Origin of the sequence: Micromonospora sp. LHW51205 (assembly GCF_003315815.1) — a bacterium.
Lineage (GTDB): Bacteria > Actinomycetota > Actinomycetes > Mycobacteriales > Micromonosporaceae > Micromonospora > Micromonospora chalcea.
Window position 1 is genome coordinate 527,451 of sequence record NZ_QMEZ01000004.1, and the last position, 16,292, is coordinate 543,742.

17 protein-coding genes are annotated in these 16,292 nt (G+C 74.0%); 9 read left to right on the top strand and 8 right to left on the bottom strand.

The window, feature by feature from the left end:
* Window position 1 precedes the first annotated feature (1 nt).
* Genes DQE82_RS18360 through DQE82_RS18385 form a run of 6 tightly spaced genes read left to right on the top strand, consistent with a single transcriptional unit; the run spans window position 2 to window position 3,716 of the window.
* Window positions 2–451, top strand: a complete 450-nt coding sequence (locus tag DQE82_RS18360) for a thioesterase family protein (RefSeq protein ID WP_030503316.1) — start codon at window positions 2–4, stop codon at window positions 449–451.
* Complete coding sequence (locus tag DQE82_RS18365) at window positions 444–1,007, top strand: flavin reductase family protein (RefSeq protein ID WP_233514703.1); 564 nt, start codon at window positions 444–446, stop codon at window positions 1,005–1,007. Before DQE82_RS18360 ends, DQE82_RS18365 begins: the two co-directional genes overlap by 8 nt.
* Window positions 1,004–1,567, top strand: coding sequence for a hypothetical protein (locus DQE82_RS18370; protein WP_051611104.1), 564 nt, complete (start codon window positions 1,004–1,006; stop codon window positions 1,565–1,567). Before DQE82_RS18365 ends, DQE82_RS18370 begins: the two co-directional genes overlap by 4 nt.
* Window positions 1,564–2,259 carry a copper resistance CopC family protein gene (locus DQE82_RS18375; protein ID WP_158559988.1) on the top strand — a complete coding sequence of 232 codons (696 nt, stop codon included), beginning with the start codon at window positions 1,564–1,566 and terminating at the stop codon, window positions 2,257–2,259. Before DQE82_RS18370 ends, DQE82_RS18375 begins: the two co-directional genes overlap by 4 nt.
* Window positions 2,260–2,285: 26 nt before the next feature.
* Window positions 2,286–3,146 (top strand): class I SAM-dependent methyltransferase, encoded by an 861-nt coding sequence (locus DQE82_RS18380; protein ID WP_064447372.1) that lies wholly within the window; start codon window positions 2,286–2,288, stop codon window positions 3,144–3,146.
* A gap of 27 nt (window positions 3,147–3,173) precedes the next feature.
* Entirely contained in the window at window positions 3,174–3,716 is a 543-nt protein-coding gene (locus DQE82_RS18385) for an EF-hand domain-containing protein (protein ID WP_030503321.1), read from the top strand.
* 55 nt (window positions 3,717–3,771) lie between these two features.
* Here DQE82_RS18385 and DQE82_RS18390 read toward each other — a convergent pair whose 3' ends face one another.
* From DQE82_RS18390 to DQE82_RS18400, 3 genes are all read right to left on the bottom strand, one after another.
* A complete protein-coding gene (locus tag DQE82_RS18390; RefSeq protein ID WP_043325274.1) occupies window positions 3,772–5,115 on the bottom strand; it encodes a cytochrome P450 in 1,344 nt (447 codons plus the stop codon).
* Window positions 5,116–5,201: 86 nt separating this feature from the next.
* On the bottom strand, window positions 5,202–5,747 hold the full coding sequence (locus DQE82_RS18395) for a pyridoxamine 5'-phosphate oxidase family protein (RefSeq protein WP_030503323.1): 546 nt from the start codon (window positions 5,745–5,747) through the stop codon (window positions 5,202–5,204).
* A 73-nt stretch (window positions 5,748–5,820) separates the two neighbouring features.
* Window positions 5,821–6,930 carry a DegT/DnrJ/EryC1/StrS aminotransferase family protein gene (locus DQE82_RS18400; RefSeq protein ID WP_113973300.1) on the bottom strand — a complete coding sequence of 370 codons (1,110 nt, stop codon included), beginning with the start codon at window positions 6,928–6,930 and terminating at the stop codon, window positions 5,821–5,823.
* A gap of 470 nt (window positions 6,931–7,400) precedes the next feature.
* Here DQE82_RS18400 and DQE82_RS18405 point away from each other — a divergent pair, with 470 nt between their 5' ends.
* Window positions 7,401–9,155: a hypothetical protein gene (locus DQE82_RS18405; protein WP_197494921.1), complete on the top strand. Its 1,755-nt coding sequence runs from the start codon at window positions 7,401–7,403 to the stop codon at window positions 9,153–9,155.
* Window positions 9,156–9,198: 43 nt separating this feature from the next.
* On the opposite strand, the gene DQE82_RS18410 is transcribed toward DQE82_RS18405, so the two are convergent.
* The 5 genes from DQE82_RS18410 to DQE82_RS18430 all read right to left on the bottom strand — a co-directional run bounded on the left by DQE82_RS18410 (window position 9,199) and on the right by DQE82_RS18430 (window position 14,225).
* Window positions 9,199–10,314, bottom strand: coding sequence for a nucleotide disphospho-sugar-binding domain-containing protein (locus tag DQE82_RS18410; protein ID WP_113973301.1), 1,116 nt, complete (start codon window positions 10,312–10,314; stop codon window positions 9,199–9,201).
* A gap of 95 nt (window positions 10,315–10,409) precedes the next feature.
* Window positions 10,410–11,387, bottom strand: a complete 978-nt coding sequence (locus DQE82_RS18415; RefSeq protein WP_113973302.1) for an NAD(P)-dependent oxidoreductase — start codon at window positions 11,385–11,387, stop codon at window positions 10,410–10,412.
* Complete coding sequence (locus DQE82_RS18420; RefSeq protein ID WP_233514704.1) at window positions 11,384–12,136, bottom strand: trans-aconitate 2-methyltransferase; 753 nt, start codon at window positions 12,134–12,136, stop codon at window positions 11,384–11,386. The genes DQE82_RS18415 and DQE82_RS18420 overlap by 4 nt, the downstream gene beginning before the upstream one ends.
* Window positions 12,133–13,365 carry a class I SAM-dependent methyltransferase gene (locus DQE82_RS18425; protein WP_069087877.1) on the bottom strand — a complete coding sequence of 411 codons (1,233 nt, stop codon included), beginning with the start codon at window positions 13,363–13,365 and terminating at the stop codon, window positions 12,133–12,135. Before DQE82_RS18425 ends, DQE82_RS18420 begins: the two co-directional genes overlap by 4 nt.
* A gap of 35 nt (window positions 13,366–13,400) precedes the next feature.
* A complete protein-coding gene (locus DQE82_RS18430; RefSeq protein WP_043325280.1) occupies window positions 13,401–14,225 on the bottom strand; it encodes a cyclopropane-fatty-acyl-phospholipid synthase family protein in 825 nt (274 codons plus the stop codon).
* Window positions 14,226–14,389: 164 nt separating this feature from the next.
* Here DQE82_RS18430 and DQE82_RS18435 point away from each other — a divergent pair, with 164 nt between their 5' ends.
* On the top strand, window positions 14,390–15,394 hold the full coding sequence (locus tag DQE82_RS18435; RefSeq protein ID WP_051611109.1) for an ATP-binding cassette domain-containing protein: 1,005 nt from the start codon (window positions 14,390–14,392) through the stop codon (window positions 15,392–15,394).
* 5 nt (window positions 15,395–15,399) lie between these two features.
* Entirely contained in the window at window positions 15,400–16,215 is an 816-nt protein-coding gene (locus tag DQE82_RS18440; protein WP_222948614.1) for an ABC transporter permease, read from the top strand.
* Window positions 16,216–16,292 lie beyond the last annotated feature (77 nt).

Here is a 16,292-nt window from a genome sequence, read left to right on the forward strand (position 1 = left end):
CATGTCCGCCTGGTACGAGTACCGCCACGTGGTCGGGTTCGAGGAGACGAACCTCGTCGGCAACGTGTACTACGTCAACTACCTGCGCTGGCAGGGCCGCTGCCGGGAGATGTTCCTGCGCGAGCACGCCCCGGCGGTGGTCGACGACCTGCGCGCCGGGTTGAAGCTGTTCACGCTGCGGGTGGACTGCGAGTACCTCGCCGAGCTCGACGCGTTCGACGAGCTGCGCATCCGGATGAGCCTGACCGAGCTGACCCAGACGCAGCTCGGCCTGGCCTTCGACTACCTGCGCGACGGCCCGGGCGGGCTGGTCCCGGTGGCCCGGGGGCACCAGCGGATCGCCTGCATGCGGGAGGTCGCCGGGCAGGTGGTGCCGACCCGCGTGCCGACGCCGCTGGTGCGGGCGCTGGCGCCGTACCGGGCGGCCGAGGGGGTGGCCGGCCGTGCCTGAGCGCGCCGTGGACGCGCCGCCGGCCACCGCCGCGCTGCGTACGGTGCTCGGCGAGTTCGTCACCGGCGTCACGGTGCTGACGGTCGGTGGTCCGCTGCCGCACGGGATGACGGCGAACTCGTTCACCTCGGTCTCGCTGGACCCGCCGCTGGTGCTGCTCTGCGTGAGCCGGGACAGCCTGATGTCCGCCTGCCTGTCCGACGCGGACGGGTTCGGCATCTCCGTCCTGGCCGGGGGGCAGGAGCGCCTGGCCCGGCACTTCGCCGACCGGCGCCGGCGGCCCGGGCGCGCGCAGTTCGCCACTGTCGGCTGGTCGCCGGGCGAGCGGACCGGCGCGCCGCTGCTGCACGGGGCGCTGGCCTGGCTGGAGTGCCGGCCGTGGCGCTGCCACGACGGCGGCGACCACGTGATCGTGGTGGGCCGGCTGGTGGCCGCGCGCACGGCTGCCGACAGCGACGCCCTGATCTTCCGGCGAGGCCGGTTCGACAGGTACGGGAACTCCCACCCGGCCGCCGGCCGCCGGCACGTCCAACCGCTCCTGAAGGAGGCGCAGTGACCCTGTCGGACAAGCGCGACGCCGGCGCTTCGGGGCTCGATCTGAACGGCAGCCGGCACCGGGCTGCCCTGCAGATCTTCCTCGTCGTCGTCATCGCCCACTGGGCCGAGCACCTGGTGCAGGCCGCGCAGATCTGGGTGTTCGGCTGGTCCCGGCCGGAGGCCCGGGGCGTACTCGGCATGCCGTTCCCGTGGCTGGTGGAGAGCGAGTGGCTGCACTACGGGTACGCGCTGGTCATGCTCGCCGGTTTCTGGCTGCTGCGCGGCGGCTTCGTCGGCCGCGCCCGGACCTGGTGGATGGCGGCGCTGCTGATCCAGGTGTGGCACCACCTGGAGCACCTGCTGCTGCTGGTGCAGTCGCTGACCGGCAGCAACCTGGCCGGGCAGCCGGTGCCGACGAGCCTGCTGCAACTGGTGGCGCCCCGGGTGGAGCTGCACCTGTTCTACAACGCGGTGGTGTTCCTGCCGATGGTGGTGGCGATGTACCTGCACCGCACGCCGCTCGCCGACGAACTGGCCCGGATGCGGTGCAGTTGCCGCCGGGTGGCCGAAGTCCGGTGAGGCGCGGGCCGGGGCTGAGGTGGCTGGCGGCGGGTCTGCTCACGCTGCTCGCGCTCGGCCTGGCCGGGCTGACCCTGGCGGCGCAGCTGCGGCCGGCGCGGTTGGTGACCACCGACCCGCCGGCCGGCGCCCGGCTGACCACGGCCCCGGCGGCGGTGACGCTCACCTTCAACGGCCCGCTCGACGCCGAGCGGACCCATGTCTGGTTGATCGGCCCGGGCGGCGCGTTCGGCGCGACGGGCGCGCCGCGCTACCGCGACAACGGCGTCGAGGTGCCGGTGACGGTCGTGGGTGACGGGCGCTACCGGGTCGGCTACCACGCCCAGCTCGCCACCGGGCAGACCGCCACCGGCGTGGTCCCGTTCACCGTCGCCGCCGGGCTCGGCGCGCCGCCGCGGGCCGCCCCGGCCGCGTCCCCGCCGGCCACCGCGCCGCCGGACGGGTCCGCCGGGGGCGGCCACCACGGGGGTACGGGCGGAGCGGCCGGCCTGGCCCTGCTGCTGGCGCCGGTGGTCACCGGAGCGGTCCTGCTCGTGCTCATGGCGCGGGGACGGCGTGACCGGCCCGCCGGCGGCACGCCCTCGTCGGCCGGTCCGGGGCCGGGCGGGCGACGGCGGGCCTGGGTGCTGCGGGAGCCGGAGGACGCCGGCGACCGGCCCGCCGACCGCGAACCGGCCCGGCCGGGCAGGTGACCTGACGGACCACAGGAGGGAAAGCGATGTCCGTATCGACAGATGCCGCCGCGGTGAAGGCCGAACAGCGGCGGACCTGGGACGCCGTCAGCGACGGCTGGACCCGCGAGTGGGAGACCTTCGAGCGGGGCGGCGCGGCGCTCACCGCGCGGCTGCTGGCCCTGGGTGGCGTACGGCCGGGGCACCGCGTCCTGGACGTCGCGACCGGTCCGGGGGAGCCGGCGCTCAGCGCCGCCGACATCGTCGGCCCGGCCGGCACGGTCACCGGCGTCGACCTCTCCCCCGCCATGCTCGCCGTGGCCCGCCGCCGGGCCGAGGGCCGGCGCAACGTCAACTTCCTCGTCGCCGACCTGGAGACGGTGGAGCTGCCGCCGCACGCGTTCGACGTGGTGCTCAGCCGGCTCGGCCTGATGTTCGCCGTCGACCCCGGCGCCGCGTTCGGCCGGATCGCCCGGCTGCTCGTCCCGGGCGGCGTGCTCGCCGCGGCGGTGTGGGCGCCACCGCCGCGGGTGCCGCTGATGTCCCTCGGGTACGGCGTGCTCGCGCGCCGGCTGGACCTGCCGTCCGGGCCACCGGACGCCCCCGGCCCGTACCGCCTGTGCGATCCGGAGGCGCTGGCGGCCGGGCTGACCGACGCCGGCCTGCGGGACGTGACAGTCGAGGAGTACCCGGTCCCGTTCCGGTTCCACGACCCGGCCGAGTACGCGCGGTTCACCCGGGCGGTGGCGCCGCCACCGGTACGCCGCCGGGTCGAGGCGCTCGATCCGGCCGGGCGGGACGCGCTCTGGGCGGAGGTGGCCGCCGCCGCCGAGGGACGCGCCGGCCCGGACGGACTGGTCGACCTGACCTCGACCGCGCTCACCGTCCGCGCGGTCGCCCCGCACTGACAGATTCCACGCGAAGAAGGGACCGAGATGACCACCGAACTGCAACGCCGCAAGCTGGAGAAGGTCTTCGCCTCGTACGACGCCGACGGGGACGGCGTCATCGACGGGCTGGACATCACCGCGATGGCCCAGATCTGGTGCGACACGTACGGCGTGGCGCCGTACTCGCCGGGCTGGCGGCGGATCCACGGCGCGGCGGCCCGGATGTGGCGCGGGATGCGCGGCAGCGACGGGCCCGACGGCGAGAAGCGGGTGACGGTCGCCGAGTGGGTGGCGTGGGCCGACAAGCCGGAGTTCCCGGAGTTCGTGACGAACGCGGCGGTGCCGTTCAGCCTGGCCGTGTTCGACGTGGCCGACGCGGACCGGGACGGGCGCATCAACCACGCGGAGATGTTCGCGGCGCAGAGCAAGAGCGGCATGCGCTCGGAGGACACGCAACGGATCTTCGACCGGCTCGACACCGACCGGGACGGCTACCTCACCAGCGAGGAGTACGGCCGGGCGGCGCACGAGTTCTACCTCAGCGCCGACCCGGACGCGCCGGGCAACGTGATCGCCGGGGAGCTCTGAGCGGCCGGACGCCCGGCCGCCGGTCCGTGTGGGCCGGTGGCCGGGCGTCGGTCGTTCAGCGGGTACGGCGGCGCGCGGTCATCGGCAGCGCGTCGACGGGCATGGTCATGGCCGGCACGGGCTTCGGCTCGTGGCCGGGCACCGGCTCCAGCCGCCAGCGGGCGGCGATGCTGGCCAGCGAGACGATCATCTCGGTCCAGGCGAACTGGTCGCCGATGCAGCCGTGCACGCCGGTGGCGAACGGCATGAACGCGCCGCGGGGCAGCGTCCGGGCCCGTTCCGGCAGCCACCGGTCCGGGTCGAAGAGCTCGGGCTCGGGGTAGATGCGCGGGTTGTGGTGCACGGCGTGGAAGCTGTAGAGCACGTCCGAGCCGGCCGGGATCAGGTAGCCGCCCAGCTCGGCGTCGCGGGCGGTGACCCGGTTGTTGAACAGGCCCTGGGTGCGCAGCCGCAGCGTCTCGGAGAGCACCTGGCGGGTGTACTCCAGCGCCGGCACGTCGGCGTAGCCGGCGGCCCGTCCGTCGAGCACCCGGTCGACCTCGGCGTGCAGCCGCCGCTGCACCTCGGGGTCCGCGCCGACGTGGTGCAGCGCCCAGCAGAGCGTGTTGGCGATGGTGTTGCTGCCGGCGATGAAGAACGTCATCACCTCGTCGTGGACCTGCTCGTCGCTCATCGCGGGCCGGCCGTCCTCGTCGCGGGCGAAGAGCATCATCGACAGCAGGTCGCCGTGGTCGGTGCCGGCCGCGCGGTACTCGGCGATGACCCGGCGGATGGTCGCCCGCAGGTATTCGGCCGCGGTGTCGTAGTCGCGGTTGGCCTGGGTGGGCAGGCGGGTCAGCACGCCCGTCACGTCGGTGATCCGGCGGAACAGTCCGCCCAGGACGGTGGTGGTCGCGGCCATGAACCGGGCTCGGTCCAGGCTTCGGTCACCGGCGAAGACGACCTCGACGACGTTGGTGAGGGCCAGCTCGTCCATCTCCTTCTCGACCGCGAGGCGCTGGCCGTCGCGCCAGGAGTCGAGCTTGCCGGCGACCGTCCGGCTCATCAGCTCGGTGTAGTGGATGACCTTGTTGCGGTGGAAGGCGGGCTGGATCAGCGCCCGCTGCCGGCGGTGGAACTCGCCCTCGGAGATGCCCAGGCCGTTGCCGAACATGGACCGGAAGCGCTCGGTCATCGGCCCGCCCCGGACGAAGGTGTCGCCGTCGCGCAGCAGCTCCCGCATCAGGGTCGGGTCGTTCACCACGTACGCCGGGCGCTTGCCGAGCGCGATGGTGACGACCGGCTCGCCGGACTGGAGTTCGAGCAGGAACTCGGCGGGTCGTCGTTTCATCTGCAGGCCGTGCCCGAGCACGGGCAGGCGGCCGGGCGCCGACGCGGGTGTGCGCAGGGTGGTGGTCATGGTGCGTTCCCTCGGTGTCGGGCCGCGCGGCTCGCCGCGTCGGCGGTGACGGGCCGGTCCGTCGTGCGGCGGCGGCCCGGTCGGGATCAGCGGGAGAGCAGCGCGCCGGTGGACGCGGGCCGCCCGGCGGCGTGCCAGACCCGCGACGAGCCGATGGTCTGGCCGTTGGCCAGGTCCTGAAGGGTGATCTGGACCCGCCAGGGGTCGAACTGGAGCACCTCGAAGCCGGCGTCGGCGGGGCCGTCGGGCCAGACCGCGTACGGGTCGAAGCCGCGCTGGGTCGCCTCGGCGGCGACGAGGTCCCAGACGTGGCGTTTGGTGTCGCCCGGCTCCAGCCAGGTGGCGCGGCAGTCGACGAAGACGGCGTCGTGCGCGGGTGTCCAGTAGCTGCACGAGACGTACGGGTTGCGGGCCAGGTGGGCGGTCTTGACCGGGGTGCGGGAGGTGCTGACCCAGCCGGTCGGGCCGGCGTCGCCGACCTCCCAGGAGACGTGCATGATCCGGCTGCGCGGCCGGTCGCGTCCGTCCACAGTGGCGACGGTGCACCAGCCGATCTCGGTGGTGAGCCGCAGGAAGTCGTCACGGAGGTCGGCGAAGTCGCCGACCGGGGTGCTGAACGTGGAAGGCTCCATGCCGAGATGGTAGATCCGCGCGAGCGCAGTTTGCTATATGATTCTCAATTCTTGCGGTGCCCGCTTCGGAGCGTCACCAGGCCCGCAGAATCGTGCGCAGCGCGTCGATCACCCGGGCCTGCGCGCCCTCGTCCAGCGACGGGTACATCGGCAGCGAGAAGATCTCCCCGGCCAGCCGCTCGGTCACCGGCAGTGACCCCTCGGTGTAGCCGAGGTGGGCGAAGCCGCGCATGGTGTGCACCGGCCAGCGGTAGCTGACGTTCAGCTCGATGCCGTGGCGACGCAGCGCCGCCAGGATCTCGTCGCGCCGCGGGTGCCGCACCACGTAGAGGTAGTAGACGTGCTCGTTGCCGGGCGCGGTGACCGGCAGGCCCAGGCCGGTGCCGGCGAGCCCCTCGTCGTAGCGGCGGGCGATCGCGCGGCGGGCGGCGACGTAGCGGTCCAGCCGCCGCAGCTTGCGGCGCAGGATCTCCGCCTGCACCTCGTCCAGGCGGCTGTTGCGGCCGGGCGTCTCCTCGACGTAGTAGCGGTCCTCCATCCCGTAGTACCGCAGCCGGCGCAGGCGCCGCTCCACGTCCGGGTCGGCGGTGATCGTCGCGCCGCCGTCGCCGTACGCGCCGAGCACCTTGGTCGGATAGAAGGAGAAGGCGGCGGCGTCACCGAGCGACCCGGCCACGCGGCCGTGGTGGCGCGCGCCGTGCGCCTGCGCGCAGTCCTCCAGCACCGCGAGGCCGTCCGCGGCGGCGAGCGCCCGCAGCGGCGCCATCTCGACGCACTGCCCGTAGAGGTGCACCGGGAGCAGCACCCGGGTACGCGGCGTGATCACGTCGGCGACCCGGTCGACGCGCATCAGGCAGGTCGCCTCGTCCACGTCGACGAAGACCGGCACCGCGCCCACCGCGTCGATGGCGAGCACGGTCGGCGCGGCCGTGTTGGCGACGGTGACCACCTCGTCGCCGGGGCGTACGCCCAGCGCCCAGAGGGCCAGCGAGATGGCGTCGGTGCCGTTGGCCACCCCGACGCAGTGCGGCACGCCGTGGTAGGCGGCGAACTCCCGCTCGAAGCCGCGCACGCTCTCACCGAGCACCAGCCGGCCGGAGGAGAAGACCTGGTCCACCGCGCCGAGGACGTCCTCCCGCTCGCTCTCGTACTCGGCCAGGTAGTTCCAGACTCCGACGGTCATGGCGGCGGACCTCCCCGGGAGCGTCGTCGCCGCGGCGCCTCACCCCGGCATCACCACCCCGCATCCTAGTCGCCGCCCCATCAGCTAGCTACACGTTCGTCAACCGACGTCGGTACCGGCGGCTCCCGGCCACTGGCCCGAACGGACGGAATCACCCGGGCCGCGACGCCGTCGCCGCGGACTTGGCACCAACCCTGCGGGGCGCACGAACAGCCTTTCCCGGCAAGCCCTCAGGACCGAGCTGACCTGCCCCGACATCGGCCACTGTCGACCACCTAGGCCCCTCCGGCAATCGATGGAAATTGCGCGCAGTGGATCTCCCTGCAGTCGACTTCCCGTCAATTGACAGTTGCAATTCGGATAGTAGGCTCGCTGCCGCGGGCGCCGCTCCCCGGCACTTCTCCGTCCCCCTCGACCGCGACGCCTGGCATGTTCCGGCCTCAATCCCGCACGTGACCAGGAGGACGTCCATGCCCCGTCCACAACTGCGCGGTCCGCTCCGGCGGGCCGCCCACATCGGAGTGATCGCGCTCGTCGCCGTCAGCAGCGGCCTGGTGCCACCCCCGGCCGCGGCCGGGGCGTCCGTGCGACGGGTAACCTCGACGGTGACCGGCAGCGACGGCCAGCCGTACCGGATCACCAACCACCTCACCCGCACGGCTCAGGCCGCCGAGCGTCCCGGCGCGCCCGCCCGCCAGTGGCTGCTGGTCTGGACCGGTGACGCCGCGCCCGGCCCCGACGGCAGGCCCGACCCCGACTTCCTCGCCGTCGTGGACGCCACCCCCGGCTCCCCCGACTACGGCCGGGTGGCGAACACCGTCACCGTCGACTCGGTCTTCGGCAACGAGCCGCACCACATGCAGTACACCTGGCGCAAGGGCGACAAGGTGTACGCGGGCGGCCTGCTCAGCGACACCGTCTACGTCTTCGACGTCAGCCGGCTGCCCCGGGTCTCGCTCAGCGGCGTGACGCTGCCGCACGACACCCCGTGCGGCTCGGTGCCGGACGCGTTCACGGTCCTGCGCGACGGCACCGCGTACGGGTCGTACATGGGCGGGCCCGACGTCGCCGGGCCCTGCACCTACTCCGACGGGCAGACCCGCGTGGGCAACGGCTTCGCCGGCTCCCCCGGCGAGGTGGTCCGGCTCGGCGCCGACGGCCGGGTGCTGGCCGAGATGCCGGCGGCGAAGAAGACCGCCGAGGACCCGGTCTCCTGCCCCAACCAGCCCGCGCTGCCGGTGCCGACCTGCGCCAACCCGCACGGCATCGCGCTGCGCGAGGACCTGAACCGGCTGGTCACCAGCGACTTCGTCGAGGTGCGGCACGTCGTCGCCGGCCTGGTGACCGACCCCAACCTGCAGCGCCGCACGGTCCGCACGTACGACATCAGCGACCGGAACCGGCCCCGCCTGCTCTCCCTGTCCTACCTGCCCGACGGGCCCCGGGTCGACGACGAGTACAGCCGCGAGGGTCTGCTGGCCATGGAGCCCGCGGTGACGCACCAGCCCCGGCACAAGGGAGCGTTCGTGGCCACCGGGATGGGCGCGGTCTACTACACGCCGGACATCACCAAGCGGGAGCTGACCTGGCGGCAGGTGTTCGACGACGCGACCGCCTTCCGCCGGATCTACCCGCGTGACACCCCGACCAGCGCGGCCGACGGCGGCAGCTGGCTCATGGTGAGCCCGGACGACCGTTTCCTGTTCCACACGGTGATGTTCGGCGGCAACAACTCACCGGCCGTCAACGCCGAGTCCGGCATGGTGTACGTGCTGGACATCCGCCGGCTCCTGGCCGCCGGCAGCCGCACCTCGTGCCGCATCGACACGATCGCGGAGACCGTACGCGGCGGCGCCGAGCCGGACTGTCCCGCGCTGGTCAGCGCCCTGCCCATCGTGGACACCACACTCGGTGGGCCGCACTGGGGCGCGATGGACACGTTCCGGCCGGTGGCGGGCGGGAAGCACTTCCGCCAGACCGACCAGGTCTCCCGGGTGGTCACCTCGAACTACTTCGTGGCGCCCACCGGACTCGACGGTGACGCCCGGATCTGCATGGCGCTGGTCGACCCGGCGGGCCGGCTCACCGAGGACCGCGCGTTCCGCGACGAGCACACCGGCCGGCGCTGCGTGAGCTTCGACCGGACGAGCTGGCCGCACGGCGACACCGGCAAGGCGAACCCGCACGGGCTGCTCTTCGCGGTGGCCGACGCGCAACTGCGCTGACCGCAACCGGCGGCGGGCGGCGACGAGCCGCCCGCCGCCGCGCTCACACCGCCGTGGCCAGCCGGGGCACCACCTCGGCCGGGGACGGCAGCGCCGCGATCTCGGCCCGCACCTCGCCGGTCACCCGGCCCAGCTCCGCGTCGGTGAGCAGCCGGCCGATCGCGGCGGCGTCCAGCTCGTCCACCGAGCCCAGCACGTGCGCCAGCCCCCGGCCGCGCAGCAGCTCGCCGGTGACCAGCTCGTCCGGCGAGCCGGGCAGCACCAGCTGGCGGACGCCGAGCGCGGCGCAGGTCAGCGTCGTGCCGTCGCCGCCGTGGTGGATCGCGGCGGCGCAGCCGCGCAGCAACTGGTTCAGCGGCACCCAGCCGGTGGTCCGCACGTTCGGCGGCAGGTCGGCCGGAGCGGCCGACTCCCCGATCGCCAGCACGAACTCGGCGTCCAGCCCGGGCGCGGCGGCAAGCACCCGCGCGATGCCGGCGGCGAACCGGTCCGGCCCGCCGAGCGTGCCGAACGTGACGGCGATCCGGGGCCGGGCGACCGGTTCCCGCAGCCAGTCGGGCAGCACCCCGCCGCCGTTGTACGGCACGTAGCGCATGGAGATGTCGGCCGGTCCGCCCTCGACCAGGCTCGGCGGGGCGATGTCGACGGTCCGGATGCCCTCGGGCAGCGTCACCCCGTGCCGGCGCATCGCCACCGCGCCGGGCAGCTCGCGCAGCAGGTCGGGGGTGAACCGGGCCAGCCCGAGGCTGTGCGCCACCGCCGGCACCTTCAGCCGGGCGGCGACGACCGGGCCGACCGCGAAGATCGGGTCGTACACCACAAGGTCCGGCTGGACCCACTCGCCGAGCGCGACGTGGGCGTCGACGAACGGGTCCCAGGCCGAGACGATGTACGGCTTGCGTTCCTCCATCTCCGCGATCGGGTCGGCGCCGATCGGCTCGAAGAGGCGCGGCACGTCGCGGATGAACTGCGCCTGCATGTCCGAGGTGGTGCGTCCGGGCACCGCGTCCAGGACCGGCAGCCCGGCCCGGGCCACCGCCAGCGCGTCACCGGCGGTGACGAAGACGACCTCGTGCCCGGCGGCGCGGAACGCCCACCCGAGCGGTACCAGCGGGAACGCGTGGCCGATGGCCGGACCCGGCATGAACAGTACGCGCATGACTCCTGCCCTCCCTGTCGTCGCGGCGGCACGGCCGACGCCGTACCGCCGAGCCGGTGACGCCGGTCGCGCCACCTGTCGATTCCCCGCCGGCGCTACGGCGCCCGCTGGCGCGGCGGCCCCGCCGACGCCGGCTCCCCGTCGCCGGAGTAGCGGCGCAGCTCGTCGTGCCAGAAGTCGGTGACCGCCCGGCGCAGGTCGCGGCGCGGCCGCCAGCCGAGGGCCGCCGCGGCGGGCGCCGGGTCGACGCACGACCACCGGGTCCCGGCCCGCCAGCCGGCCGGGCCGGCACGCTCCACCACTGTCGCCTGCACGCCGCTGACCTCCACCAGGAGCCGGACCAGCGTCCGCACCGGCACCGCCTCGCCGCGGCCGACGTCGAGGACGCGGCCGGTCACCGGGCGCCCGGCGGCGGCCAGCACGGCCTCGGCGGCGTCCCGGACGTCGACGAAGTCACGCCGGGCCTCCAGCGGGGCGAGCGTCACCCGCGCGGCGACGCCGGCCCGCGCGGCCGGCGCCAGCGCGGCGGCGACCCGGCCCAGCAGGCTGGTCGCGGGCAGCCCCGGGCCGAGCGCGTTCACCAGCCGCAGCACCACCGCGTCGACCTCACCGGCGTCGGCCGCCGCCAGCACGGCCCGGGTCGCGGCCAGTTTCGCCCGGCCGTACGCGGTGTCCGGCGCGGACGTACCGCGCGGATCGGCCGGCTGCGGCCCGTGCTCCAGCACCGAGCCGAGATGGACCAGCCGGGGGCGGCAGGCGGCGCGGCGCAGCGCGTCGAGCAGCAGCGCGCTGAGCCGGGTGCAGCGCTCCGCCATCCGGCCGGGGTCCAGTCCCCAGCTGCTGCCGGTGGAGTCGACCACGGCGACCGGGTCCTCGGCGTCCAGCAGCCGCGCCAGCGTCCCCGGACCGGTGCCGCCGAGGTCGAGCGCGGTGAACCGGTGCCGGTCGCCGGCCGGGGCGCGGCGGGCCACCGTGAGCACGTCGTGGCCGGCGTCGGCGAAGGCGTCCGCGACATGGGCGCCGACGAACCCGGTGCCGCCGAGCACGACCACGCGAGGCCGGTCGCCGGTCACCGCGCACCTGCGGGCCGGGCGATCCACAGGCCCCACCGGAACGGCGGCGCCGTGACGTGCGCGGCGGCGAGCCCGGCCCGGGCGAACGCGGCGGCGAAGTGCTGCGGCCGGAACAGCGTCAGATCGGTCGTCGCGGTGTCGTGCCGGATACCGGCCTCCGGGTCGGCGTACGCCTGGTGCACTGTCATCCGGATCCGGTCGCGCGCGTCGTCGAGCCACGTCGAGTGGGACAGCCGGACCACCACCCGGTCCTGCTCCTGCACCATGTCGCGGGCCACGTAGCCGGGGACGAACGTCTCCGGCGTGTACCAGGGCTCGACCGCCAGCACGCCGCCCGGCGTCAGGTGGGCGGCCAGCCGCGCGACGGTCCGGTCCAGTTCGGCGGCGCCGCGCAGGTGCGGCACCGCGAAGAGGCAGACCACCACGTCGAAGGTGTCGGCCAGATCCAGGTCGCGCATGTCGCCCTCGTGCAGGGCCACGTCCGGCACCCGGGCGCCGGCTCGGGCCAGCATCTCCGCGGACAGGTCCACGCCGGTCACCGGGGCGAAGTGGGTCCGCAGGTGCTCCAGGTGCAGCCCGGTGCCGCAGGCCACGTCGAGCAGCGAGGCGGCGGCCGGGTTCCGGCGCCGGACCGTCCGGGCGAGCGTGGCGGCCTCGGCGATGTGGTCGCGGCCCCGGTGCCGCATCACCAGGTCGTAGATCTCCGGGTATCCGGCGCGGTAGAAGCCGCGCGCCACCGATGCCGTCACCGTACGCGCACGGTGGGCACGTAGTGGATCCACCGGCCGCCGGCGGCCCGGAAGCCGGTCTCCTTCGCCATGATCTCCTCGGCGTGGTTCCAGGCGAAGAGCACCGCGTAGTCCGGGTACGGGTCGGCGAATGCCTCGGGCGGGCGGACCGGGATGTGCGCGCCCGGGGTCAGCCGGCCCTGCTTGGCCGGGGTGGTGTCGCAGACGTACGAGATCAGCTCCGGCCCGAGCCCGCAGTAGTTGGTGACGGTGGCGCTCTTCGCGGTGGCCCCGTAGGCCGCGACGGTGCGGCCCTCCTCTCTCAGCGAGCGCAGCAGCGCGACCAGCTCGGATCGGGTACGCGCGACGGCGGCGGCGAACCGGCGCAGCGCCGCCTCCCCGGTCACTCCCTGCTCCCGTTCCTGGCGCAGCAGGTCGGCGACGGCCGGGGACGGGGTACGCGCCCCGGCGCGGGCGAGCGTGTAGCGCACCTCGCCGCCGTGCACCGGGAGCCGCCGCACGTCCACGAGCTCCAGCCCGAAGCGGGCCGCGGCGGCCCGTACCGAGTGGGCGGTGAAGTAGTAGAAGTGCTCGTCGTAGATCTGGTCGAAGGCGGTCCGGGCGAGGATGTCGCCGAGGTACGGGTCCTCGAAGACGAGGACGCCGCCGGGGGCGAGCAGCAGCCGCGCGCCGCGCAGCACCGAGTCCAGGTAGGGCAGGTGGCAGATCGTGTTGGCGGCGTAGATGACGTCGGCCGGCCCGTCGGTGGCGAGCACGTCGGCGGCGGTCTCCTCCTCGAAGAAGTCGGTACGCACCCGTACGCCCTGCCCACGGGCCAGCTCGGCCACCCCGGCGGACGGCTCGAAGCCGAGGTGGCGTACGCCGGCCGCGGCCACGGTCCGCAGCATCACCCCGTCGTTGCAGCCCAGCTCGACGCAGAACGCGCCGGGCCGGGTCAGCTCGGTGGCGAGCAGTTCCCGGCCGGTGCCGGTGAAGTGCGCGCGCATCACCGACGACAGCGACGAGCGGTACGGGTAGTCGTGGTGGAACATCCGCTCGCGCGGCACCTCCTCGACGAGCTGGACCATCGTGCAGTCGGCGCACCGACCCACGGCGAGGCGGTAGAAGAACTCGCCGTCGAGGTCGGCCGGGCGGGGGAACGCGTCGGAGAGGGGCTGGCGGCCGAGGTCGAGCATCTCGGTCACCGGGCCGCCGCAGATCCGGCAGCCGGTGACGGCGGGGGCGGTCATCTGCCTGCTCCTTCCGGTCACCGGTGCCGGGCGGGTCAGCGCGGCTTGTGGGCGGCGATGACGACGCAGCCGACCTTGGTGCGCAGGACGTCGAGCACGGCCGGCATCTCGGCGAGGAAGGCGTCGATCTTCTCGGCGCCGTGCGCGGCGGCGAGCGTGTCGCGCCGCTGCTGCACCCGCTCGTGGTACGCGGGGAACGAACGGCTGATCTTGTCGCCGCAGCTGAGGAACTCGTCCACCACGAAGCCGGCGTCGCGGACCAGGTCGAACGCGGCCATCGGCGGGCCGGGCGGGGCGAGGGTGAAGTCGGTGAGGATCTGCCGGTCCCGCTCGGTGAGCGGGGCGTCCTCGGCGAGGTCGGTGAGCACGAGCCGGCCGCCGGGCTTGAGTACGCGGCGGATCTCGGCGAGCCACTGCCGGCGGTCCTGCGCGTGCACCAGGGACTCGAAGGCGAGCACCTTGTCGAAGGAGGCGTCGGGGTAGCTCAGCGCGGCGGCGTCGCCGAGCTCGAAGCGGACCTGGCCACGCAGCCCGGACTCGTTGACCCGTTCCCGGGCCCGCTTGAGGTGCTCGGCGCTGTTGGTGATGCCGGTGATGTCGGCGTCGCTGCGCTGGCCGAGCCGGATGGCCGGCTCGCCGGCGCCGCAGCCGACGTCCAGCAGCCGATCGCCGGGGCGCAGGCCGAGGCGGTCGCCGACGATGTCGGTGAACCGGTTGATGGCCTCCAGGAAGGGCGTGCGGTCGTCGTCGTCCTCCCACCATCCGAAGTGGATGTTTCCGCCGAGCACCTCGACGGCCCAGGCGCCGTCGTCGTAGATCTCCGCTACCTCGTCGATTTCGGTCAGCTCGCGTGTGGACACGTCCGCTCCTCCACTCTCGGCGGCAAGTTGCTGCTTGAGAATGTTATAGCTATCGACCGACGGGTGTCCATGCGACGATCACGTGGTGGCGGAACGCGCGCGACGCGCGGATCAAGAGGCGTGACCGGAGCGAAACGTCCTGCTACTATATGTTTGTGAACACAATGTCGCGTACGGCTGGGTTGTCCGCACAGCAGACCGACACTCCCGCCATCGAGATCACACGATTGCGCAAATCCTACGGCGAGGTGCGCGCGCTCGACGGGATCGATCTGCGCGTGTCGGCCGGAAGCGTGTTCGGCGTGCTCGGCCCCAACGGCGCCGGGAAGACGACGATCGTCCGCACCCTCGCCACGCTCGTCCCGCCCGACAGCGGCGAGGTCCGCGTGCTCGGCCACGACGTGGTGCGCGAGGCCGGGGCGATCCGCGACCGGATCGGGCTGACCGGGCAATACTCGTCGGTCGACGAGGAACTGTCCGGCCGGGACAATCTCGTCCTGCTCTCCCGGCTACGCGGCTTCTCCTGGAGCGCGGCCCGCCGCCGCGCCGAGGAGCTGCTCGCCACGTTCGGCCTGGAGGAGGCCGCCGCCCGGCTGGTGCGGACCTACTCCGGCGGCATGCGCCGTCGGCTCGACATCGCCAGCAGCATGATCGTGACACCCGACCTGATGTTCCTCGACGAGCCGACCACCGGGCTGGACCCGCACAGCCGCAACCAGGTGTGGGAACTCGTCCGGGGCATGGTCGGCGAGGGCGCCACCGTCCTGCTCACCACGCAGTATCTCGACGAGGCCGACCAGCTCGCCGACCGGATCGCGGTCGTCGACCACGGCCGGGTCATCGCCGAGGGCACGCCGGTGGAGCTGAAGCGGTCGATCGGTGCGAGCGTGCTGCGGGTGCGGTTGCGCGACGCCGGGCAGCGGGAGACGGCCGAGCGGATGCTGGCGGAGGCGCTGGGCACGGCGGTGCACGCCGGCGCCGACCGGATGGAGCTGACCGCGCAGGTCGCGGCCGAGGAGGAGGCCACCCGGGCGCTCGCCGCCCTCACCGGGGCCGGCGTCGGCCTGGCCGAGTACGCCTTCGGCCACGCCACCCTGGACCAGGTGTTCCTCGCCCTCACCGGGCACCGGGCGGACGGCTCGCGGACCGAGACCGAGGAGGCGGCGTGAGCAGCATGGTGGAGACCGGCACCGGCCGTGGCGCCTCGGCGCCGTCCGCGGCGCGGCCGGCACGTCCCGGCGCGCTGTCGTCCACGCTGACCTTCGCGTGGCGGGCGGTGCAGAAGGTACGCCGCGACCCGACGCAGATCCTCGAGGCGCTCGGCGTGCCGGTCATGTTCACGCTCGTCTTCGGCTTCCTGTTCGGCGGCGCGCTGGCCGGTTCGACGTCGAGCTACATGCAGTTCTACATCCCGGGCATCGTGGTGTTCACCGGGATCATGATCAGCATGCGGATCGGCGCGGTGGTCAACCTGGACAACTCCCGGGAGGTGACCGACCGCTTCCGCGCGCTGGCCATCTGGCGGCCCGCCGCGATCGTCGGCACCCTGCTCGGCAACAACGTGCTCTACGTCGTCGGCTGCGCGGTCGCCGTGGCGGTCGGGCTCGCGGTCGGCTTCCGGCCCGACGGTGGCGTGCTCGGCGTCCTCGCCACGATCCTGATCACCCTGGTCTTCGTCTTCTCCTTCTCCTGGGTGTACGTGGTCTTCGGGCTCGCCCTGAAGTCACCGACCGCCGCCCTGAGCGCCTGCCAGGCGATCGTCTTCCCGGTGTCGTTCGTCAGCAACTTCTTCGTGCCGCAGGAGACGCTTCCCGGCTGGCTGCAGGCCGTGGTCGGCCTGAACCCGTTCGCGTTGACGGTCACCGCCGCGCGCGGCCTGGCCCACGGCACGGCGACCGCCGGTGAGGTAGGCGCGGCGCTGGCCGGCTGCGCGGCGCTGGTGGCCGTCTTCGCCCCGCTCTCCATGTTCCTGTACCGCCGGCGGGCCTGACCCCGCCACCGTTTGTACGCAGTGCCGATGACACGAGAAGGGAACACGGCTACCCCGTGGACAGCGACCGTTTGACT

Coding starts and splice junctions, on each gene's coding strand:
- DQE82_RS18360 (WP_030503316.1), top strand. CDS start 2: ATGTCCGCCTGGTACGAGTACCGCCACGTGGTCGGGTTCGAGGAGACG.
- DQE82_RS18380 (WP_064447372.1), top strand. CDS start 2,286: ATGTCCGTATCGACAGATGCCGCCGCGGTGAAGGCCGAACAGCGGCGG.
- DQE82_RS18385 (WP_030503321.1), top strand. CDS start 3,174: ATGACCACCGAACTGCAACGCCGCAAGCTGGAGAAGGTCTTCGCCTCG.
- DQE82_RS18390 (WP_043325274.1), bottom strand. CDS start 5,115: ATGACCACCACCCTGCGCACACCCGCGTCGGCGCCCGGCCGCCTGCCC.
- DQE82_RS18395 (WP_030503323.1), bottom strand. CDS start 5,747: ATGGAGCCTTCCACGTTCAGCACCCCGGTCGGCGACTTCGCCGACCTC.
- DQE82_RS18400 (WP_113973300.1), bottom strand. CDS start 6,930: ATGACCGTCGGAGTCTGGAACTACCTGGCCGAGTACGAGAGCGAGCGG.
- DQE82_RS18405 (WP_197494921.1), top strand. CDS start 7,401: ATGCCCCGTCCACAACTGCGCGGTCCGCTCCGGCGGGCCGCCCACATC.
- DQE82_RS18410 (WP_113973301.1), bottom strand. CDS start 10,314: ATGCGCGTACTGTTCATGCCGGGTCCGGCCATCGGCCACGCGTTCCCG.
- DQE82_RS18425 (WP_069087877.1), bottom strand. CDS start 13,365: ATGACCGCCCCCGCCGTCACCGGCTGCCGGATCTGCGGCGGCCCGGTG.
- DQE82_RS18435 (WP_051611109.1), top strand. CDS start 14,390: ATGTCGCGTACGGCTGGGTTGTCCGCACAGCAGACCGACACTCCCGCC.
- DQE82_RS18440 (WP_222948614.1), top strand. CDS start 15,400: ATGGTGGAGACCGGCACCGGCCGTGGCGCCTCGGCGCCGTCCGCGGCG.